Origin of the sequence: Haloplanus sp. HW8-1 (assembly GCF_023703795.1) — an archaeon.
Lineage (GTDB): Archaea > Halobacteriota > Halobacteria > Halobacteriales > Haloferacaceae > Haloplanus > Haloplanus pelagicus.
The window spans coordinates 20,856-40,008 of the sequence record NZ_CP098518.1; the positions used below are offsets into that span (position 1 = coordinate 20,856).

Genomic DNA, 19,153 nt, shown 5'->3' on the forward strand with positions numbered 1-19,153 from the left:
CTATAATGTCCGCATACCGAACATAATGTGAATATAGACATATTTAACAACTGTTCTGTTCAATTCAGGAGTGAAAGCGACCAGAAGCGGACCCGTTGGGACCGTCTCGGGTGCCGCATAAAGTCGTACGATGGGCTGAACGATGTCAGGACACAGTTCGAAACCGACGGTGGGAGCGCTCCCGGACACGACGGCGGATTCGTCGTTCGTGCCCGTTGCACTAACGTGGCTCGTGTGGTCGCTGTTCGTCGCGAGTATCGTCGTCCTCATCGCCAGAATCCGGTTTGGTGCCGCATGGGAAATCCCTGGATTGGTTGCCATCGACGGCCTGACTGTGCTGATGTGGGTGGTGGTCACCTTCTTCAGCGGTATCGTTCACAGCTACTCGCGCCGCTACATGGCCGGTAGCACCCACAAAACGGGGTTCTTCCTCGCTATGTTCGGGTTCACCGCAGCCGTGATGGCACTCGTCGCGGCCGACCACGTCGCACTGTTCGGATTCCTGTGGGTGGCGATGGGTCTGGTGATGGCCGAACTCATCGGCATCACCGAGGGCTGGAAACAGGCACAGGCCGCCGCGACGGTCGCTCGCAAGTACTTTATCGCCAGTAGCGTACTGCTTGGGATTGCGCTGACGGCGCTGTGGTGGGCGACCGGCTCGACGACGGTCTCCGGAATTGGCGCGGCCGCCGACACGCTCGGTGGTTCGGTGTGGCTGGTCGCAGCCGGTGCGCTTGTGCTCGCGGCAATGATCCAGTCCGCCCTCATCCCGTTCCACAACTGGCTGCTCTCCTCGATGACCGCACCGACGCCGGCGTCCGCGCTGATGCACGCCGGGTTCGTCAACGCGGGCGGCATCCTGCTGACTCGCTTTGCCCCGGTTATTACGGTCGACTCCACGCTCATGCTCGCAGTGGTCGCCGTCGGCGCGGCGAGTGCTGGCGGCGGGAAGCTCCTGAAGTCCGTCCAGACGGATATCAAAGGAAAACTCGGCTGCTCGACGGTCGGTCAGATGGGCTTTATGATCATGCAGGCCGGCCTCGGTTTCTTCGGGGCTGCGATCACCCATCTCATTCTACACGGGTTCTACAAGGCCTATCAGTTCCTCAGTTCGGGCGAACAGGTCGAACACACGAGTCCGAGCGAGACCACCGAGCACACGATCGGCCGTATGACGAGTGCCGTCGGCTTTGTCGTGGCGTTGCTGACCGGTCTCGCCGGTGGGGTGGTGTTCACGGTGCTGACGGGAAAGGGAGCAAGCGTCGACAGCGGCCTCCTGTTGACCTTCTTCGTCGTCTTCACCACGCTCCACGCGGCCCGTAGCGCGGTCCAGCACACCTCACTTCCGACGCTCGCCCGCTATGGGACCGTCCCGCTGGTGTTCTTTCCGGCCATCGTCGTCTACGCCGTTGTCTACGAAGGTGTCTCGGGCCTCTTGGCAGTCGGCACGGCAACGACCGAACTGACTCTGCTCCACGTGGTCATCGCCGTCGGCTTCGTCGGCATCTATGTCGCCATCGAGACCGGGGTCCACGAACACAGCCAGCGGCTCTACGTGGCACTGCTGAACGCCACCCAACCGTCATCGAACACGTTACTGACTTCCACGGAGGATTACAATGAGTACTGAATTCGTCATCCGCGACAGCATCGACGAAGCTGCGACCACCGTCGGTTCCCTCTGGCCCATTCACTCGTTCGTGACGGCAAACCCCCTCTCGGGGTTCGAGGACCAGCCGTTTGGAGAGGCTGTCGAACAGGCCGCTACTTTATTGGGCGGCCGTGGCTACCCCAGCGCCGAGACGTTCGGAACGGCGCTGGAACGCGGCCAGATCGACCGGGAACTCCTTGAGGCGGAGCTCGCTGAAGCAGGCTACGAGAACGACCCAGCGACGTTACTCGACCGTATGGCCGACGCGGCCGGTGCCGAGAACAGTGACACGGACACCGCCACGGACCACGTCGACAGGGTGTTGACGAAGTGGTTGTCAGCCTTCCTCGACGAGGGGAGCGCCCACTGGTCGATGCCGAACCGTGAGGCGGGGTTCTACACCGCCTTCCGTGGAATGGCCGAATACGACAGCGACATCCCCGACAAGGGGGCCGTCGCCGACCTGCCCGAAGCGCCAATCGAGGCTATTGAGGCGGTCCTGAAGTCTTACCCTGAGAGTCAGTGGGTGCCAATCCTCGAGGAACAGCTGGCTGCGCTCCCGGGCTGGACCGGGTTCATCAAGCAGCGCGCCGAGGACGAGGGTGTATGGCAGTCGACGTACCCGATTTCGCTGGAGGGATATCTTGCGGCGCGTCTGGCACTGCTGGATGCCGTCGACGCTGACATCAAGCCGGACGACGACACCGACGTGAACCCGACGGATGACCTCGCTCAGGCGTTCCTGCGTGCGTGGGAAACGACCTACCGCGAAGACCTCGTCGGGACCGTCGCGGCCCAGAGTCAGTCGATGGACGACACCGATACGTCGGGCCGCCCGGACGCTCAGTTGGTCTTCTGTATCGACACCCGCTCAGAGACCATCCGCCGCCACATCGAGGTGACGGGCGACTACGAGACCCACGGGTACGCTGGCTTCTTTGGCATCCCGATGGAGTATCAGGGCTACGACGCCGACGTGTCGGTCGATGCCTGTCCACCGATCCTCGACCCACAGCATCACATCACTGACTTCCCGACCGACGACGACACGCAGGCGCGCCACGACCGCTGGTCCGGCATGCGTGCGGCCGCCGACGAAGTCATCGAGATACTAGAGGCCAACGCGGCCACCGCCTACGGATACGTCGAGACTGCCGGGAGCGGCTACGGCTTCTCACTCGCGGCTCGGACGCTCGTTCCAGGACGCGTCCACGACCTGATCGACGCCGCCGCCGAGTTGGTGCCCGACGACCACGAGTTCTGTGAGCCGCTGGTCCACCACCAGTACACCTACTCCGGCGACCTGCCGGTGGGGTTGACCACCGAGGAGAAAGTCGAATACGCCGCAACTGCCTTCGAGTTGATGGGGTTCGAAGAGTTCGGTCGCCTCGTCGTCTTCGCGGGGCACGCCAGCGAGACGGCAAACAACCCCTACGACTCAAGTCTGGACTGCGGTGCCTGTGCGGGCAACCCCGGCGGCCCGAGTGCCCGCGTTCTCGCGAAGATTTGTAACGACGACGCCGTCAAGACCGAGCTCCGCGAGCGTGGGTTCGACATCCCCGAGGATACGGTCTTCATCGCCGGTCAGCACAACACGACGACCGACGAAGTGGACCTGTTCGCGGACGACGTGCCCGAGAGCCACGCGGACGACCTCGACCAGTTGCGGGCGGATCTTGCGACGGCTCGCGAGCACGCGACGGCCGAACGTGCTGAGGCGATGGGGACCGACGGCTCGGCCGGCGTCACCGAGACGGAACGTCGTGCCGCCGACTGGGCCGAGACGCGTCCCGAGTGGGGGCTGGCTGGCAACGCTGGATTCGTGATTGGCCCCCGCGAGTTGACCAGCGGCTGTGATCTCGACGGGCGTGCATTCCTCCACTCGTACGACTGGTCGACTGACCCCGACGGAGACGCGCTGGAGGCCATCTTGACTGGCCCCATGGTCGTCACCCAGTGGATCAACACCCAGTACTACTTCTCGACGGTCGATAACGCCGTCTACGGCAGCGGGTCGAAGGTGACCCAGAACCCAGTCGGCAACGTCGGTGTCTATCAGGGCAACGGCGGCGACCTGATGGCCGGGCTCCCGCTCCAGTCGCTGATGATCGCAGACGACGAACCGTATCACCAACCGCTCCGCCTCTCGACGATCATCCACGCGCCAGTCGAGCGCGTTACCGACATCTTGGCCGACCACGAGGAGCTGACCGAAATTCTGGACAACAACTGGCTCTCACTGACAGTCGTCGATCCGACTCAGGATCACCGCGTCTTTCACTACGAGGAGTCCTTGGAGTGGATGGCAGTGTCCGAACAGACCGAAGCACATCCGGAGATGCCGAACACTCAGGCTGTCGCAGACGACTAGCCGCTCCGGAACCCGTACTGGACGGGAAGCAGTGGGCTGCTCTGACCCTTCTCTGGACGCAGGAATCCGACCTCCTTCGATACTCTACTCAACAAGATGACACAAAAAAGAACCTCTCGAAGAGATGTATTCCGGCACATTGCCGAAAAATCAACTGTCGATTGGCCAGTGTACGACTCAACACCACTGTACGACCGCAGTTCTCTTGAGGCCCTGCAAGCAGATATCAGAACTATTTCACGTCGGTGGTTCGAACACGATGAACACCACTCAGTCGAGCAATTTATCTGCCAGTATCCACTCAACTACGTCGATTTCGGAATCCACGACTGCTACGCTGGCTCGACGCGCTACGAGGTAGACACTCTCTTTCGGGTGTTCACATTGAAAGAACTCCACGGTTGGACTCACGAAACAGCCCTCGTTGAGTACTTGGATCGACAGCCGGAGCTTTGCGAACAACTTAATTTGGAATCAATTCCAGATCAGTCGACACTATGGCGCAGTTGGGACAATCGGTTTACAGCTGATCTTCGTGAAACCGTCAGGATAGCGGCGCGGACGGTCCTCATCAGGGCCCAGACCGCGGATGTCGCGGTCCCACGTGAACCAGATCAAAAACTCCGGCTCCACGAGGACACGTTCAGGGAGTCAGAACCAGACGATCACACCATCCTGCGGGAAGCAGAGAAAATCACTGATCATATCGGTCGTATTGTCTATCCCGTGTTCTCGCTAGAGCGTGGGGATGGCTGTGAGATCCACGAGAACGCATACTGGGACTTACAGACGTATCTCGGCCTTCGTGGGAATCTGGCTGCAATGAGGGGGCACGGAGCTTCATTCACGAGTCGGAGCGGAACCGGACACCGATGGGTCACGCCCACCGTGACCACATTCGTGGCCTCTCGGTACCGGCGATTCGAGAGATGTACCGACAAGCGGTCGGTCGACTGCTGGATGAGGTCGCAGAGACTGAAGAGTTTTTTCGGGCGGGTATCGTCGCAATCGATATTACCGAAGCCGATCCCTTCACCGGTGACCGCACCGGCCACGAAGACGAAATCATCGGGACGAAAGAGAAGAGTGACGAGTACGCGTACCAGTGGGCGACGGTTCAGTTGGTCGGGAACGCCGTCCCGCTCGTCCTTGATGCCCGCCCGGTACGGAAAGGCGAGTCACGGCTGGAAATCGTCGAGGACTTGCTGGATTCGGCTGAAGAGCTCGTCCACGTCGATAGTGTCCTAATGGATCGAGAGTTCGACAGCCAGCACGTCCTGGAGGTGATCAGCCAGCGCGGGCTCTCCTACGTCGTGCCGAAGCGGATGCAAACCAGCGAGAAAGCCCAGGCCAAGCGGTTACTCCAGCGGGATCAAGACCGGTATGAAACCGACCGCAAGCTCCATCTGGGCAAGAACGAGTGGCACGAGACGACGCTAATCTACCGCCGGAAAGAAGATTCCGAGCACGACGATCACCGGCAGTATTCGGTGTTCATGACGAATGGGGCCAGTGGCCACCTCACAGAGTACGGCTACCGGTGGGAAATCGAGAGTGGCTACAGATCGATCAAGCGGTTCATGGCAGCGACGACCTCGACCGATTTCGGGCTCCGATTCTTCTACTTCGCGTTCGCCTGTCTGCTATACTTGATCTGGCGAACCGTCGATTTGTTGGTACAGGTCGAGTTGACTGGCGAGTACGAACATTCGCCGATCGTAACAGCCGACAACACGCTGACGCTGTTGAAGAAGGAAACCGGATCGGGTAGGGAGAATCTCTGCCGGTGGTAGCGCGGCGTCTGAGTGGCTACACTACCCGCGGGCTCGGAAACACTCCCAATAGATTCCTCATCCAATAAGAACGCCCGTTTAGAACGCGATCTGAAGCAGTTTCGGCTACCGGATTCGGTCGAAACCACGCATCACAGCCCCGCGAAACCCGGTGTAGTCTCAACTTCCATGCGACTCCGGTTTCGTATCGCAGTATGAGGTTCACCTCGAGCGGCGGCGGTCGCGCGCCAACGGCACGGATTTATCCACCTCGCCCTCCGAGCAGTGAGTATGAGTGGGCTCTCGCTCGACGCCACGCAACTGGATCGCTACTCCCGCCACATCATCATGGACGAGGTGGGTCCGGACGGACAGAAGCGACTGCTGGAGTCGAGTGCGCTCGTCGTCGGGGCTGGCGGCCTCGGCGCCCCGGTCATCCAGTACCTCGCGGCCGCGGGCGTCGGACGCCTGGGCGTCGTCGACGACGACGTCGTCGAGCGGTCGAACCTCCAGCGACAGGTGATCCACGGCGACGCCGACGTCGGCCGACCGAAAGTCGAGAGCGCGAGGGAGTTCGTGGCCACGCTCAACCCCGACGTGGACGTCGATACCCACGAAACCCGCCTCGACCGGGACACCGCCGACCTGATCCACGACTACGACGTGGTCGTCGACGCCTCCGACAACTTCCCCACGCGCTACTTGGTCAACGACACCGCCCGCCTCGCCGGGATCCCCGTCTCCCACGGCGCCATCTACAAGTTCGAAGGGCAGGTCACGACGCTTCACCCAGATGGTCCCTGTTACCGGTGTCTGTTCCGTGAGGCGCCCGAACCCGGGACCGTCCCCGACTGTGCGACCACGGGCGTCCTCGGCGTCCTCCCCGGAACCGTCGGCTGTATCCAGGCCACCGAAGCGATCAAACTCCTCCTCGACGCCGGTGACCCGCTGGTCGGTCGGATGCTCTTCTACGACGCGATGGACCTGAGCTTCGACACCGTGCCCTACGCCCGTGACCCCGGCTGTCCGGTCTGTGGCGACGACCCAATCGACGACATCGAGGAGGTCGAGTACGTCGACGGGTGTGCCATCGGCGCCGACTGAAGCCGAACGAAATCCTTTACCCGGCGCGAAGTACAGTTCTACGTGCGGGACCGTGGGTTAGCCTGGTATACTTCGGGCCTTGGGTGCCCGTGACCCCGGTTCGAATCCGGGCGGTCCCATACCGTTATCCGGGTGAAACAGCCGACGACGAGCACCCGCTTAAGTCGGGAGGTGGACGCCCGTGAGTAAGAGCGACCGGCCCACCGACCGCTACCCGCTCGCAGTCTGCTACTACTGTGGCCTATCGATCCCCCGCGACGGACGCAAGGACTGTCCGGCACGGCACGAGGGGAGGTGTCGGCCATGAGGCGGTACTGTCCGACCTGCGGAACGCGTCTCGTCACGACCACGTCCCGCGGTGGTCTCGCCCGCCGCGTCTGTCCGGAGTGCAACGGAGGGGATCGACGGTGAGTACCGAGCCGATCGGCGGCTACCCCGACCTCGACCTGCCCGACGGGTTCGGCGACTCGACGAGCTGGCAGCGAGCCAGGAACGAAGAGACGGAGATCGAGCCGATCAACCGCGCGGAGTGGATGGTCCGCGTCGGCGACGGTGACCGGCATCGGGTCGTTTTCGGCACCCGGTCGGGGACGCCCGTCGGCGAGTGTCGGTGTAAGGGCTACACCCACCACGATTGGTGTTCCCACGTCGCCGCCATGCTGCTCGCCTACGTCCGTGAGGAGATCGTCGTCGCCGACCTCGACGCCGATCCCGACGAGGAACTCGCGATGTTGTGGCGGCAGTACCGGCAGGGAGGTGAAGCGTGACCCGTCCAAGCCCGTCATCAAGCAAACGTCGTGTTCACCACTGGGATCGAGCCCCCGAGTGTCCCACCTGCGAAACGAACCTCTTCGTCGCTTCCGACCGCGGTCGACACGGTGAGCGACGTTGTCACCACTGCGGATGGACCACCACCATAGACGACGTCGGCGAGGGTGACGGGTCGCGCGCACACGCCCCCGCACGTGAGAGTGCTCCGCACAACCCCCAGGGGGGTTGTGCTACGCACACCGATCGACGGGACGAATCGGCAGACGGGGGCGAGAAAGACCGCGTAGCACACGACGGTAGTTTGTGCTACGGAGGAGCCTCATGAGCAACCAACTGGCGGGCGAGGAGCAGATGAAGAGCCCGAGTGTCCGTGTCCGCGCGGACCTGCTCGACGACTTCGACGACGCTGTCGAAGAGAGCGAGCGGTGGAACTCGCGGAGCGAGGCGATTCGGGAATTCATGGCGTCGGTCGTCGAAGACGGTGCCGAGGACCACGACGGCCGGGTCCCACCGGTCGACGACGAACTCGCCGACGCCTACGAAGTGCTGTGTACGATCGCCCCGGAGACGTACGTGACCGAGGATCGGGTACTGTCGGTACTCGCGCAACAGCAGGGGATGAAGAAGCCGGTCGCCCGACAGACGCTCGTCCTCCCGCTCGTCGACCTCGGGTACGCGAAACGGACGAGCAACGTGACCGGCGACACGGCCGTGAAGGCCCTGCGATAGCCTCCCGACGCCGCTATTTTTCGAGATCGACGACGTCGTCGGCCACGGTATCCGAGCGGAGCACTTCGGTTCCCTCGGGATCGTCGAGGACGACTGCGCCCGGTTCGTAACGCCGCCGAAGATCGGGCTGGGGCCAGCGGACGTGTGTCGCGACGCCCTGCCACTCGGCAGGTAGCTCACTCACCGGCACCACCGCCGAAGCGCTGTCCGATGACCCGGACGATACGTCGGGACCACTCGGCCGGACTCGTCAAGAGCGCGAGCAGGAACGCCCACAGCGGGACGTCCTGAAAGAGCCACACCGGAGGATCGGCGGGGATCACGACTCGTCGGCCTCCCGATAGACGATCCGCGTCCGGAGCGCGTCGACGTCCCGATCGTCGACGTCGAGATCGGACCGAAGACGATCGTCGTCGACGTCGTCGCGACGCTCCGCGAGAGCGACCACGGCGGCGGCGATCGTCTCGACGCGGGGACGTAGCCGGAACATCAACATCGCGAGCACGACGATGAAGGTCGCGACGTCGACGGGCGACCCGAGCCAGCCGACATCGATCATCTACTCGGCGGTCACCCCCGCGACGATCTCCAAGACGGGCCGGAGCAGCCACAGCCCGGCGCCGATGACGATGACGACGACCAGGAGGATCGTCGCCTCGTCGAGCCACGCCGGGCCGATGCTGGTCGAGCGGTCGATGATGACGTCGGCGAATCCGCCGCCAGGCTCATCGTCGAACTGGCGGCCGATCGGGCCGAAAAAGTCCGACGCCGCGTCATCGTCGAGGGCGGGATCGGACCAGGACGGGTCCTCGGGGACGTCGACACTCTCGCCCGGGGACTGCTGCCCGGGGAGGTAGGTACCGACGTCGCTGAAACCCCCCCCGGGGACGTCGTCGAACTGGCGGTAGATCGCCCGATCGAGGCCGTCGGTGAAGTTGCTCCACGACATGATCATCCCCACCTATCGACGATCGAGCGGCCGATGTTAGCGCCCGGAATCGCTTGGCCGACGTCGTCGACGACACCGCCGACGCCGCCGGAGTCGCCGGACGACCCACCTACGTCGTGGGCACCGTCGGGGACGGTCGGATCGGTTTCGCCGGGCGCGACGACGCGGGGGTCGGTTTCCTCGGACGGATCAGTCACCTCGTGAGTGCCGTCCGGAACGGTCGGCTCGGTCTCGCCGGGAGCGACGACGCGGGGGTCGGTCTCCTCGGAGGGATCGACCGAGGGATCGGTCCCGAAGTCGCTCGGGATGTTGATGACCCGGCGTCCGCCGTCACGCAGGAGTGCCGCGGCCGCGGCGCCGATCACGAGGATGACCGCGCCCCCGGCGAGCAGCCCGTCGTCGGTGACCGTAGCCACTACTCCCCACCTCCCAGGAGCGCGACGATCACGGCGACGACGGCGAGACCGGCTGTGAGGAGTCCGGTCGGCAGACTACCCGACGACTGCGACGGGATGATAACCTGCCGGACCGACTCACCAACACCGTCGGATGCCGACGGCGGGGTATCCGTGGTCGTCGACGGGGTGTCGGTGACCGTGCCGCCGCCGGTGTCGGTCGGTGTGGCGACGCCGGCGTCGACTGCGTCCTCGTCGACGACCTCGCCGGAGTCGAAAACCTGGCCGTCGGGGAGCGCGAACGTGTCGCTCGGGTCGGCCCCGCCGACGATGAGGTCGGTCCGGTCGCCCGCGTCCTCTGCCCCCGATGCTGCCTCGCCGACCTGCTCGACCTGCGTGTCGCCGGTCGGGATGAGCGATCCGTCTTCCGCCACGATTACGTTTTGAGCCATGGTTAGGAACCTCCAAGTAGTGCTGCCGCTCCCGCGACGAGCAGGACGACCGCGGCGGTTGCGGCGCCGATCACGCCGTCGGACCCCTGGCCCCCACCACCGCCGCTCGACGGGGCGGGCGTTGTGTCGCCCGGCGCGTCGCCCGCGTCGGTCCCATCTGCCGGATCGGGAGCGGGATCCGGGTCGGGTGTCGGGTTCGGCTCCGGAGCGGGGTTCTCTGTTTCGCCGTAGTCAGGGTCAACGTTGAGACCTTTCGAATGTGTCGTGATTGAGAATCTGGCGTTTTTGGCACTCACCGGTGAGAAATCGGCCGAGTAGTTACCCGTTACGACGCTGTGCATTTCGGCGTCGGGGTCTCCCATCGACACACGGTTAGCGATGTCCTCCCGAACAGAGTCGGGTAGGGATGGGGCGATCTGGCGATACGACTCTACCGAGTCGACGGTGTAGTTCGGCGGGGGTTCGAACTCGATCAAGGTTGACCCTCCTCGATCTGCTCACACGCCGCGTCGGCGCCGATCTTGATAGCGCGCTGCGTCTCTCCGGCCGATAGGGCGGCGTCCAACTCGTCGGCCATGACGTCGAGGACGTCGTCGGGGATGCGATAGGCCGAGGTGGTCGTGAGAGATGCCACCTCCGTCCCCGAGTGGTCCCAGACAGTCATCGACTCACCGTCGATGACGTAATTCCAGGTCATAGTCGCCCCCAGACCTCCACGACTCCGGACCACGCGGACCCGCCGGACGATTGCCACGACAATTCGGTGAGCGGAGACGTCACAGACCCATTGACCGCCGTGGTGGCAGTGGTCCCAAGCCGCGACCGATTGCGGATGTGTGCGTTCATCTTGATGTTCCAAACCCCGGTGACTGTTCCAGCCGACGAATCGGCTATATTGTTCGTGCCGTCCCCAAGTTGCGCGACTGGAATAGACGGGGATCCAGTGAACCGGGACCCGTCGACAGAATATCCGGTGTAATTCGCCCCCGTATTGCCGTTGCATATCATGGTCAGATCCTCGTCTGTGGCGGCCGGAAAGTCCACGTCCGTTATTGCCCATGCGACGGATCGAAAGGTGTCGTTGAGCGTGACGGACACGGACGCCGATCCCGAGTGGTCGACGGTGGTGATAGGCTCCCAGTCGGGGACGTTCGGTACCGGCGTCGACCCGAAGTCACTCACCGGCCCACCCCCCGGCCACGCGCGCGGCGGACCCGCTCGCGTCCGTGATCGTCACCGACTCCGCCGAGTAGGAGTCGATCGTGGCCTTGCCGTCGACGGGGATCGTGACGACGTCCCCGTCGGTGGTCTCGATCTCGACGTCGACCTCGCCCTCGACGATCGAGAGGAGGACGTGCTGCACGGTCTCGGCGGGGTCGATCTCGACGGGGTAGCTGTCGCTGCCACCGGTGTCGAACTCGCCCCCGCGGTCGTAGGTGTCGGTCTGGACGCTCGTCGAGACGGTAACCGCCCGCTCGTTGCTCCCGTCGATCCGGATGTTCGGGACGACGCGGACCGACGCGTCGACGTCGGTCTGGGACCGCGCCCACAGTGCGGTGAAGCGGTCGAGTTGACCGCTCTGGATCGCGCCCGCACGGAGCGGGAGCCCGGCGACGGGCTGGGCGGGCTTGTCGCCGGGGTAGAGGTAGATCGGTGCGTCCTCGACGATGACCGAGTAGTCGTCCTCCATCGTCGACGGGACGAGTTCGACCCACTCGTCGCCGGGCACATTTCGAGACGCCACTACGTCCACCTCCCGAGCGTGCCGCTACCGGTCTGGATTCGATAAAGTTGGGTCATGGAGTAGTGCCTCCGGTTAGCCGACCTGACCGTAGCCGAGATGGACGTTGGAGTCGGTGCCGACCCGTGCGCCGTCGGCGTCGCTCCGGGCTCGAAGCCGGAGTTCGAGGTGCTTGTCCTCGGTCGCCCCGGGCGCGTGTTCCGGTAGGACCGGCCGGTCGGTTCGGTCGTCGTTGACCGCGTCGTCCAGGTCCCCGGCGTCGGGGTTGATCGTGGTCTTCGCGATGACGTCCTCCTGGGTGGAGTCGGTGATCGCGAGCACGACGTCGGCGTCCTCGATGACGTCGCCGTCGGCGAAGCCGCCGGACCCGTTGCCGGTTGCCTTGAACATCGCGTACACGTAGTTGGCGTTCCCCGCGTTCCGGTCGTCGGGACCGGCACCCCAGACGTACGCCTTGTCCGCAGGCACCTGAGTCGACCAGATGGTGATCTCCTGTCCGGCCTGGAGCTCGCGGTCGCTGTTGATCTCGCCTTCGTCGATCCGGACCGTCGAGACGCGACGGCCGAACTGATCCGAGGGGAGGAGATCTCGGCTCACACCAGATCGACCCCCGAGTCCTCGCCGCTGGTCGGGTCGACCCCGATCAGCCCGCTGATGTAGTTGTTCGCCTTGTTCGCCAGCATCCCACCGACACCCTGCAACCACGCGAGCAGGCCGAAGCCGAGCGCGACGACGACGAGCGTCATCACGATGGACGACGTGTCGTCGCCGGTGTCGACTTCTTCGTCGGTGAACGGAATCGGTACTTCGGGCATTCCGGCTCGACGTAGGGGCCGGTGTTGAATAGTCGCCGAACGGTACGGTTCGACCTATTTAACTCGCGAACGGTTAGGGGACTCCATGCTCGGAGCCCTCGGGGGTGTGACGCTCCTTGCGATGATCCTGTCGTATCGTGTTGATAAACGGTTGGTACCGTGTGAGTGGGCCGTAGCGGTCGCCTTGATGGCGATCCACACCTTCGAGGTGATGCCGTAATGGAACCGTGCCCACGGTGCGGGTTACCGTTCGATAGCGTCCACGCTGCCGGCCAACACGCGTGGAAACAGCAGGATGACGCCCACGAGGACGTCGAATCACTCGACGAGGGGCTGCTCCTCATCGCGGAGAACGGTAACGCGGACGGTAAACTACCCGACGACGGCGGGGAGGAATCACCGTCGCCGAACGGTGCCGAGACGGTAATCGAGGACGGTGCGGACACGGTGGTCGACGACGGTACCGACACCGTGGCCGACGGTGGGAACCCCGCGCTCGACGCGCCCGATCCCGACCCCGACGCCGTCGTCACGGACGGTGGTGACCCGTCCGACGACGAACCGGAGTGCCCGGAGTGCGGTGGGAACCGCTACTTCGACGCGAGCGAGCACACGGACTACGCGTACGGCTGTGCCGACTGTTCGGGCGAAGAGTCGTGGGTGGTCTTCGATGAGTGACGTTCCGACGCCCGGATCGACGCTCGGCGACGCCGTCGAAGACGGGGCCACAGAGGCGGCCAGCGCGGCCGCTGACGCCGCCGGGTCGTCCGGCGGTGGTATGGGGATCGTGGACATCCTCATGCACACCGAGCCGGACCTCCGGCCGGCCGAGGTACAGCAACGTCTCGACGCCGGTCCCGCGGTCGCCCACGCGACGATCTTCGTCCGGAAGATCATCCACGCCGCGGCGGGCGTCGGGGAGAAGGCCGGCGTGCCGGCGCTCGTCAACGCCGGCGCCGCGGGCTACCACTGGTTCACGAATCTCGACGTTGACGACGACCAGGAGGACGACGAGGACGGTGACGACTTCGACGTCGAGGAGGTGGTGTGATGCAGGCGTTCCACACGCTCGTCGCGGGCGACTCGGGCGGTGGGAAGACGACGTTCCTCCGGGAAGCCCACGACACCTACCCCGGCCTGTCGATCTGGATCGACCACTCCGACGACGGCGTCGACGGGATCACCGGCCGCGATCTCGACGGCGCCGAGACGGTCCGGAGCGAGCGGGAAGCCCGCCGATCGGACGCCACGCGGCTCCGGTGGCGGTGCGACGACCCACTCGACGCCGCCCGCGGTGCCCGCGCGGTCGCCCACGACTACCACCGCGAGACGGGGTACCCGACGCAGGTGATCGCCGACGAGGCACAGGACGGGATGCTCGCCGACGGCGACGTCGAGGCGGACAACCCGATCAAGAAGATGCTCCACGAGGATCGGGACAAGGCCTTGAAGGTGCAGGTGGCGACACAGGACCCGCAGGACCTCGAATACACGCCCCTCAAGCAGTGCAAATACTGGGTGTGGGTTGGCGAGTGGTCGACGTTCCACCGCGGGTTCATCAACTACTTCGACCTGCCGAAGTCGGAACTCCCGACCGAACCCTACCAGGTGGTCGTATTCGACAAGCGGATGAACGTGCTGCACCGGACCGAGACGAAGGAGGGGTACGCGTGAGCGCGTACTGTCCGGCCTGTCGGATTCGGTACCTCGCCGCCGGCGACGAGGCGGAGTGTCCGGTGTGTGGTGACCCACCGAAGCGCGGGGGTGCGACACCGGCATGAAGCGGTACCGTCTCTCGCGGAACGAACGGCGTCGGTTGCAGGAGGACACCGGCGACCTCGCCGAGACGATCGCGACCGACGTCTACTCGGGATACTCCCGCTTCGTCGACGCGCCTTGGTTCGACGGGCGGAGGGAGAGCGGTGCCGTCCTCGAAGTCAAGTCGGCCCTGTCGACGCTCGGGAGCGGTGCCGACGGTCGCTTTCGGCTGTGGCGAGAGCAACACGAGAAACTCGTCGAGCACGACCGCGACGGGAGCGCCCGGTACGCGTTCGTGTTGTTCGACGTCTCCGGTCGGGAACCCACGGCGCTGCTGAAACAGCGCGAGCCGGCGACAGTCGGCCGGCAGATCGGCGCCCGCGGTGGGTGGGGGCCGAGCGGTCACGACTCGCAGGGAGAGCAGTACAAGTTGCCGATCAGTGCGGTTTTCGAGGACTACGACTCATGAGCGACGACAACCCGAACACCGAGATCGAACGCGCGACGTGGAACGTCTACGAAAAGTCCCACCCGACGTGGGCGGTGAAGCTCCCGGTCGACGTGACCATCCCGACCCGCGAGGGCGTCGTCGAGGGCGAAGGTGGCGACTACCTGTGCATCGACTCGGACGGCGGACTGTACCCGTGCGACGCCGACACGTTCGAGGAGATGTACGAACCGGCCGACTGGGGTGACGACGACGTCGACGAGAAGGTAACGCTCGCGGTGGTCGACGACGACGGTGAACTAACGCCGGTGATGGACGAGTGATCGAAACGCTCGCCGTGTACGCGGGGGCGCTTTTCGTCGGTGTGGTAGCCGCTTCGCTGTTCGCCGTGAAGTTCGGCTTCGTCGATCCGGAGCCCGCCGGCTGTTCCGGCCACCACTTCGAGCGGCGGGGAGAGACCTACGACTACCGCATCAAGACGACCGGGGGATACGGTCGCACCCAATACATCGTCGAGAAGAAGATCCGAAAGGCGTGCGGACACGACGGGTGTTCTGAGGAACGAACCGAGTGGAAGTACGTGGACGACTCCAAACAGATTCGAGAAGCGAAGGCGATACTTGCGGATCATCTCTCTCCGGAGGGATCGGACTGATGGCGGGAACGTTTGTCTGTCCCGACTGTGAGTGTCGTATCTACTGTCCGGAGTGGGACGGTGGCAAGGCACCGGTCTGCCAGCATCACGACCGTATCCCAGCGGCCGACCTCTACGAGACGGAGATGGTGGTGGTCGACTGATGACGTTCACCGCGTTCTACGTGTTCCGTGACGAGGACCGGACCCGGATCGACGTCGACGGCGACGTGCTCGGCTGGGGCGTCGAGTTTCCGTCCGGGGAGTGTTACGTCGACTGGAACCGCGACGCGTTCCCCGAGGACGACCGTCTCGACCACCCGCACGTCTCGAAGTACGGGAGCATCCGCGACGTCGAGCAGGGCACGGGCGGCAAGGTCTCCATCGCCGAGGAGATCGCCCGCGTCCCTGACGGCGACGATGGCGACGTCCCCGACGAGACCTACGTCACTCTCGCTGTGATCGACGACGACGGTGAAATGACTCCGGTGGTGCCGGAGTGACCGGGGGAGAAATCGGCGTAGTGGCCGGCGTTGTCATGATCTACGGCTTCGCCATCGTCGCGGATCAACTTGGGTGGTTGGAGTGACCGCCGGCGCGTTCCTCCGGTGGCTCCCGCGCCGGCTGTGGTGTAGTGTCGCCGGTCACCGGTTCGTCTCGGCAGAGGTGCCGTCTCCGTACGGGATCGTCGACGGCTACGAGTGTACCCGGTGCGGGGAGTCGAGCCGCTTCCTGTTCGTCTGGCAGAGGACCGTCGGCGATGACTGACGACGTTCCGAGCATCTGTCTCAAGCGTCGGTCGGCCCCGTTCCGGTGGCTGTTCGGTGAGCGGGACGACCTCGCCGACGCCTGCGAGGAGACGGACGGGTATTGTGCCTACTGCCACAGTCGGATCGCAGGATGACACGCCTTTCGTGGGAGACCGCGTGTGCCTTCGACGTGATGGGGAACGTCCCCTTCAGCCTGAAAGGAGAGATCTACGCCGCGATAGAGAACCACGAAAGGTTCGAGCGGACGTGACCGAGAATCATAGAAAGTCGGTCACTCTCCGGCCCGATCACCCCCGTCGACCCCACCGTAAAGACTAGAAGTACACGGACTGTTGACTGATTTGTGAGGTAATCGGTCACGATGAAGATGGAGGATCACGACGACCACGACGGTAGGAAGGTATGGCTCCGCCCCGAGGAAGTCGACACCCTGCTCGACGAAGCCGACGGGACCACACAGACGGTCGCGCTCGGACTACTCGCCCGGTGCGGGCTCCGCGTCGCCGAGGCCGCCGACGTGACGCCCGCCGACGTCGTCGACACGCCCGTCGGCCCGTTCGTCCGCGTGCAGGACGGGAAGGGATCGAAGTACCGAGAGACACCCGTGCCGGGCGACCTCGCGGCGACCATGCGGGCGCTCGCCGACGTGCGCGACGACGCGGCCGACACGCCGCTCGTCGACCGCTCGCCGCGTACGATCCGGCGGTGGGTCACTACAGCGGGCGAGCGGCTGTACGCCGACACCGGCGACGACGGATGGACCTACCTCGGTCCGCACGATCTCCGGCGGACGTGGGGCACCCTGCTCGTCGAGCGCGAAGTTGAGCCCGGCCTCGTCATGGAGTGGGGCGGCTGGGAGGACTGGGACACGTTTCGGGAGCACTACCTCGGCGCGTACAGTCTCGACGCGCAACAGCGCGGGATGGAAAAGGTCGACTGGCTCTAATCAGCTGCGTATAGTTCGACGTTCAGCCCGGACACCCCTGCTTGCTTCTGTATCCGATTCACGAAGTCCCGCTTATCGTCCGTCACGACCGGCTCCTCTAACTCGACTGCGGTCGCCGCGATGATCGCGTCCGCGGACCCGACACCGATGTCGTTCGGATCGGCCGCCTGCGTTTCTCCCTCGATTTCTCCCGCCCGCTTCGCTATCGGTGCCGTGAGTTCAACCTGCGGAAGCCCATCAAGGAGTCGCTCGAACTTCCGGCGGTTGTGTTCCGGACGTGTTCCTTTCCCGACCGCGACCCACAACTCGAACATCACGATCCGCGGGACTCGCCGCGGAAATCCCTCGCGTTCGATTCGTCGGGCCGTCTCGACTGCCTCCGGCCGGTCGTTGTCCAGATCTATCAGAAAATTCGTATCGAGGATCATCCCGCGCTACGAACCCTTTTCGTCGAGCTTCGCGGCCGACTCGGCGTCCGCGCGTGCCGTCCGCTTCAGCGCTTCCTTCTGCTCTGCCGCCCGCTCCGCGTCGTACTCCTCGCCCTCGTCGGCGAGATCGAGAAGCGACACGTCTTCGATGAGCCGAGCGACGGCGTCCGAAAACGTCTCATCCTCCCGCTTGTGGGCTTTCACCCGCTCGTACACGTCGTCATCCAGTCGAACGTTCTTGGTTCCCATGTGTATACGTCTGTGAACGAGCGGCTTCAGGCTTTCCCTCACCCGAACCCAGCCCACCAACCCGGTCGCACCTTATCGGGCGTATCGTGTCGCGGGCTAGCGATTTATACTGCGACCGTCCCACGCCGGGAACGGCGTCCGCGAGGACGCCTGTGTCGAAATGAAGGTCGCGCTGATAGAGTCGCTTACTACACCGTCCGTCGGAGCGTTGACCGGCGCGGCGTTGCTGTACGTGGGCCGGCCCGTCGGCGGCGTGCTGTTCGCCGCCTCGTTGGCCGTCTACGCCCTCGTGCAGTACTACCGCGTCGAGTAGCCACCCACCGCGAGGTGGGTTTCGGTGTAGACGACGACTCTCGTTGCTTGTCGACGTGCAGGCCCGTCGACGCCTGAACGTGTATCCTGCAGGAACTAGAAACTTACCCGAACCCCGCCCACCAACCGGGCCGTAGCTTATCGGGCGGGCGCATCGCCGGGAGCGGCCGTCTCAACTCGGCGTCGACGTCCCCGTCGAGATACATCTCGCCCCACGTCGTAATCTCGTACTCGTCGTCGAGGCCGACGTCGCGGAAGTAGACGTCGACGAACCCCGCGTTCGCCAGGACGCGACACCGGCGCTCGATCCGGCGGCGGTCGCCCTCGACGCCCTGCTCGTAGGCGATCTCCCACGCCGTCGCCGTCGACACCGACGACAGGTGTTCGATGATGCGGTCGTCGGTGTGCGTCATCCAGCGCCCGCATCGACGGATCACGTCTGTCATGCTACGCCTCGGCGGTGTCTCCGTTTCCGTTTTCCTCGGTCAGTTTATCGGCGTTTAGCTCACCTTCGAGGTACGCTTCCCCCTTTTGCGTGATTGTATAGACCCCGTTCGGGAGACGGCGGAGTAGCCCGTGGTCCGCGAGTTTTGAACAGCGGCGAGATATTTGGGCGTTGCTGATATGTACGTACCCACTATCTTCTGCCGTTTTAGGCGACACGTGACCCTCTTTTCGGGCGATTTCTAGAAGGCGGTCGTCCCACAGTACCATCCACGAGGCGGACTTCCTCATCAACTGCGCTAACACATCCATATCACCTTTTTGTATGGTATACGATGTTAGTAATGAGGGACTAATTTGGTAAGGCGTCGTTACATTTATGCAAGAAGCCGATACAGGTGTTGTTGCAGAACCG

At 64.2% G+C, this 19,153-nt stretch carries 33 protein-coding genes, 1 tRNA gene and 1 pseudogene; 20 read left to right on the forward strand and 15 right to left on the reverse strand.

The annotated features are described in order from the left end of the window. Positions 1-142 precede the first annotated feature (142 nt). The 7 genes and pseudogenes from NBT82_RS00105 (at position 143) to NBT82_RS00135 (ending at position 8,398) form a co-directional block, all read left to right on the forward strand. A complete protein-coding gene (locus NBT82_RS00105; protein ID WP_251329568.1) occupies positions 143-1,630 on the forward strand; it encodes a proton-conducting transporter transmembrane domain-containing protein in 1,488 nt (495 codons plus the stop codon). Then, a complete protein-coding gene (locus NBT82_RS00110) occupies positions 1,620-4,022 on the forward strand; it encodes a DUF2309 domain-containing protein (RefSeq protein WP_251329569.1) in 2,403 nt (800 codons plus the stop codon). Before NBT82_RS00105 ends, NBT82_RS00110 begins: the two co-directional genes overlap by 11 nt. Before the next feature lie 96 nt (positions 4,023-4,118). Then, positions 4,119-5,815 (forward strand): annotated as a pseudogene (locus NBT82_RS00115) (transposase). Between the two features lie 270 nt (positions 5,816-6,085). Then, positions 6,086-6,898 carry an SAMP-activating enzyme E1 gene (gene ubaA / locus NBT82_RS00120; RefSeq protein ID WP_251329570.1) on the forward strand — a complete coding sequence of 271 codons (813 nt, stop codon included), beginning with the start codon at positions 6,086-6,088 and terminating at the stop codon, positions 6,896-6,898. 46 nt (positions 6,899-6,944) lie between these two features. Then, positions 6,945-7,017, forward strand: a tRNA-Pro gene (locus NBT82_RS00125). Between the two features lie 288 nt (positions 7,018-7,305). Continuing rightward, positions 7,306-7,665: a hypothetical protein gene (locus tag NBT82_RS00130; RefSeq protein WP_251329571.1), complete on the forward strand. Its 360-nt coding sequence runs from the start codon at positions 7,306-7,308 to the stop codon at positions 7,663-7,665. A gap of 325 nt (positions 7,666-7,990) precedes the next feature. Continuing rightward, positions 7,991-8,398 carry a hypothetical protein gene (locus NBT82_RS00135; RefSeq protein WP_251329572.1) on the forward strand — a complete coding sequence of 136 codons (408 nt, stop codon included), beginning with the start codon at positions 7,991-7,993 and terminating at the stop codon, positions 8,396-8,398. A gap of 13 nt (positions 8,399-8,411) precedes the next feature. On the opposite strand, the gene NBT82_RS00140 is transcribed toward NBT82_RS00135, so the two are convergent. From NBT82_RS00140 to NBT82_RS00190, 11 genes are all read right to left on the reverse strand, one after another. Continuing rightward, positions 8,412-8,582: a hypothetical protein gene (locus NBT82_RS00140; protein WP_251329573.1), complete on the reverse strand. Its 171-nt coding sequence runs from the start codon at positions 8,580-8,582 to the stop codon at positions 8,412-8,414. Beyond that, positions 8,575-8,721 (reverse strand): hypothetical protein, encoded by a 147-nt coding sequence (locus NBT82_RS00145; protein ID WP_251329574.1) that lies wholly within the window; start codon positions 8,719-8,721, stop codon positions 8,575-8,577. Before NBT82_RS00145 ends, NBT82_RS00140 begins: the two co-directional genes overlap by 8 nt. Then, positions 8,718-8,957, reverse strand: a complete 240-nt coding sequence (locus NBT82_RS00150; RefSeq protein ID WP_251329575.1) for a hypothetical protein — start codon at positions 8,955-8,957, stop codon at positions 8,718-8,720. Before NBT82_RS00150 ends, NBT82_RS00145 begins: the two co-directional genes overlap by 4 nt. Then, positions 8,958-9,347, reverse strand: coding sequence for a hypothetical protein (locus NBT82_RS00155; RefSeq protein WP_251329576.1), 390 nt, complete (start codon positions 9,345-9,347; stop codon positions 8,958-8,960). A gap of 2 nt (positions 9,348-9,349) precedes the next feature. Beyond that, positions 9,350-9,763 carry a hypothetical protein gene (locus NBT82_RS00160; RefSeq protein ID WP_251329577.1) on the reverse strand — a complete coding sequence of 138 codons (414 nt, stop codon included), beginning with the start codon at positions 9,761-9,763 and terminating at the stop codon, positions 9,350-9,352. Further along, complete coding sequence (locus NBT82_RS00165; RefSeq protein ID WP_251329578.1) at positions 9,763-10,194, reverse strand: hypothetical protein; 432 nt, start codon at positions 10,192-10,194, stop codon at positions 9,763-9,765. The genes NBT82_RS00160 and NBT82_RS00165 overlap by 1 nt, the downstream gene beginning before the upstream one ends. A 2-nt stretch (positions 10,195-10,196) precedes the next feature. Continuing rightward, positions 10,197-10,562, reverse strand: coding sequence for a hypothetical protein (locus tag NBT82_RS00170; RefSeq protein WP_251329579.1), 366 nt, complete (start codon positions 10,560-10,562; stop codon positions 10,197-10,199). A 104-nt stretch (positions 10,563-10,666) separates the two neighbouring features. Beyond that, positions 10,667-10,891, reverse strand: coding sequence for a hypothetical protein (locus NBT82_RS00175; RefSeq protein ID WP_251329580.1), 225 nt, complete (start codon positions 10,889-10,891; stop codon positions 10,667-10,669). A 477-nt stretch (positions 10,892-11,368) separates the two neighbouring features. After that, positions 11,369-11,938, reverse strand: coding sequence for a hypothetical protein (locus NBT82_RS00180; protein ID WP_251329581.1), 570 nt, complete (start codon positions 11,936-11,938; stop codon positions 11,369-11,371). A 72-nt stretch (positions 11,939-12,010) separates the two neighbouring features. Beyond that, positions 12,011-12,532, reverse strand: coding sequence for a hypothetical protein (locus tag NBT82_RS00185; protein WP_251329582.1), 522 nt, complete (start codon positions 12,530-12,532; stop codon positions 12,011-12,013). Next, on the reverse strand, positions 12,529-12,750 hold the full coding sequence (locus tag NBT82_RS00190; RefSeq protein WP_251329583.1) for a hypothetical protein: 222 nt from the start codon (positions 12,748-12,750) through the stop codon (positions 12,529-12,531). Before NBT82_RS00190 ends, NBT82_RS00185 begins: the two co-directional genes overlap by 4 nt. Before the next feature lie 85 nt (positions 12,751-12,835). Here NBT82_RS00190 and NBT82_RS19980 point away from each other — a divergent pair, with 85 nt between their 5' ends. From NBT82_RS19980 to NBT82_RS00245, 12 genes are all read left to right on the forward strand, one after another. After that, positions 12,836-12,970, forward strand: a complete 135-nt coding sequence (locus tag NBT82_RS19980; protein ID WP_256476658.1) for a hypothetical protein — start codon at positions 12,836-12,838, stop codon at positions 12,968-12,970. After that, positions 12,970-13,428, forward strand: a complete 459-nt coding sequence (locus NBT82_RS00195) for a hypothetical protein (RefSeq protein WP_251329584.1) — start codon at positions 12,970-12,972, stop codon at positions 13,426-13,428. Before NBT82_RS19980 ends, NBT82_RS00195 begins: the two co-directional genes overlap by 1 nt. Then, positions 13,421-13,801 carry a hypothetical protein gene (locus tag NBT82_RS00200; protein ID WP_251329585.1) on the forward strand — a complete coding sequence of 127 codons (381 nt, stop codon included), beginning with the start codon at positions 13,421-13,423 and terminating at the stop codon, positions 13,799-13,801. The genes NBT82_RS00195 and NBT82_RS00200 overlap by 8 nt, the downstream gene beginning before the upstream one ends. Next, positions 13,801-14,424, forward strand: coding sequence for a hypothetical protein (locus tag NBT82_RS00205; protein ID WP_251329586.1), 624 nt, complete (start codon positions 13,801-13,803; stop codon positions 14,422-14,424). Before NBT82_RS00200 ends, NBT82_RS00205 begins: the two co-directional genes overlap by 1 nt. Before the next feature lie 103 nt (positions 14,425-14,527). Beyond that, positions 14,528-14,977: a PD-(D/E)XK family putative nuclease gene (locus NBT82_RS00210; RefSeq protein WP_251329587.1), complete on the forward strand. Its 450-nt coding sequence runs from the start codon at positions 14,528-14,530 to the stop codon at positions 14,975-14,977. Next, the gene (locus tag NBT82_RS00215) at positions 14,974-15,279 is read left to right on the forward strand and encodes an SPASM domain-containing protein (RefSeq protein WP_251329588.1); all 306 of its coding nucleotides are present in this window, start codon (positions 14,974-14,976) and stop codon (positions 15,277-15,279) included. Before NBT82_RS00210 ends, NBT82_RS00215 begins: the two co-directional genes overlap by 4 nt. After that, on the forward strand, positions 15,276-15,611 hold the full coding sequence (locus NBT82_RS00220) for a hypothetical protein (protein ID WP_251329589.1): 336 nt from the start codon (positions 15,276-15,278) through the stop codon (positions 15,609-15,611). The genes NBT82_RS00215 and NBT82_RS00220 overlap by 4 nt, the downstream gene beginning before the upstream one ends. Further along, positions 15,611-15,754, forward strand: a complete 144-nt coding sequence (locus tag NBT82_RS00225; RefSeq protein ID WP_251329590.1) for a hypothetical protein — start codon at positions 15,611-15,613, stop codon at positions 15,752-15,754. Before NBT82_RS00220 ends, NBT82_RS00225 begins: the two co-directional genes overlap by 1 nt. Then, positions 15,754-16,092, forward strand: a complete 339-nt coding sequence (locus tag NBT82_RS00230) for a hypothetical protein (RefSeq protein WP_251329591.1) — start codon at positions 15,754-15,756, stop codon at positions 16,090-16,092. The genes NBT82_RS00225 and NBT82_RS00230 overlap by 1 nt, the downstream gene beginning before the upstream one ends. Before the next feature lie 82 nt (positions 16,093-16,174). After that, positions 16,175-16,357: a hypothetical protein gene (locus NBT82_RS00235; RefSeq protein WP_251329592.1), complete on the forward strand. Its 183-nt coding sequence runs from the start codon at positions 16,175-16,177 to the stop codon at positions 16,355-16,357. Continuing rightward, positions 16,350-16,493, forward strand: coding sequence for a hypothetical protein (locus NBT82_RS00240; RefSeq protein ID WP_251329593.1), 144 nt, complete (start codon positions 16,350-16,352; stop codon positions 16,491-16,493). Before NBT82_RS00235 ends, NBT82_RS00240 begins: the two co-directional genes overlap by 8 nt. A 233-nt stretch (positions 16,494-16,726) precedes the next feature. Beyond that, positions 16,727-17,305 (forward strand): tyrosine-type recombinase/integrase, encoded by a 579-nt coding sequence (locus NBT82_RS00245; RefSeq protein WP_251329594.1) that lies wholly within the window; start codon positions 16,727-16,729, stop codon positions 17,303-17,305. On the opposite strand, the gene NBT82_RS00250 is transcribed toward NBT82_RS00245, so the two are convergent. Both NBT82_RS00250 and NBT82_RS00255 read right to left on the reverse strand, forming a co-directional pair. Then, complete coding sequence (locus NBT82_RS00250) at positions 17,302-17,733, reverse strand: PIN domain-containing protein (protein ID WP_251329595.1); 432 nt, start codon at positions 17,731-17,733, stop codon at positions 17,302-17,304. The genes NBT82_RS00245 and NBT82_RS00250 overlap by 4 nt on opposite strands. Before the next feature lie 6 nt (positions 17,734-17,739). After that, a complete protein-coding gene (locus NBT82_RS00255) occupies positions 17,740-17,982 on the reverse strand; it encodes an antitoxin VapB family protein (RefSeq protein ID WP_251329596.1) in 243 nt (80 codons plus the stop codon). Positions 17,983-18,142: 160 nt separating this feature from the next. Here NBT82_RS00255 and NBT82_RS00260 point away from each other — a divergent pair, with 160 nt between their 5' ends. Next, complete coding sequence (locus tag NBT82_RS00260) at positions 18,143-18,295, forward strand: hypothetical protein (protein WP_251329597.1); 153 nt, start codon at positions 18,143-18,145, stop codon at positions 18,293-18,295. Positions 18,296-18,398: 103 nt separating this feature from the next. Here NBT82_RS00260 and NBT82_RS00265 read toward each other — a convergent pair whose 3' ends face one another. Both NBT82_RS00265 and NBT82_RS00270 read right to left on the reverse strand, forming a co-directional pair. After that, a complete protein-coding gene (locus NBT82_RS00265) occupies positions 18,399-18,707 on the reverse strand; it encodes a winged helix-turn-helix domain-containing protein (RefSeq protein ID WP_251329598.1) in 309 nt (102 codons plus the stop codon). Between the two features lie 34 nt (positions 18,708-18,741). Continuing rightward, the gene (locus NBT82_RS00270; RefSeq protein WP_345780666.1) at positions 18,742-19,044 is read right to left on the reverse strand and encodes a type IV toxin-antitoxin system AbiEi family antitoxin domain-containing protein; all 303 of its coding nucleotides are present in this window, start codon (positions 19,042-19,044) and stop codon (positions 18,742-18,744) included. Positions 19,045-19,153 lie beyond the last annotated feature (109 nt).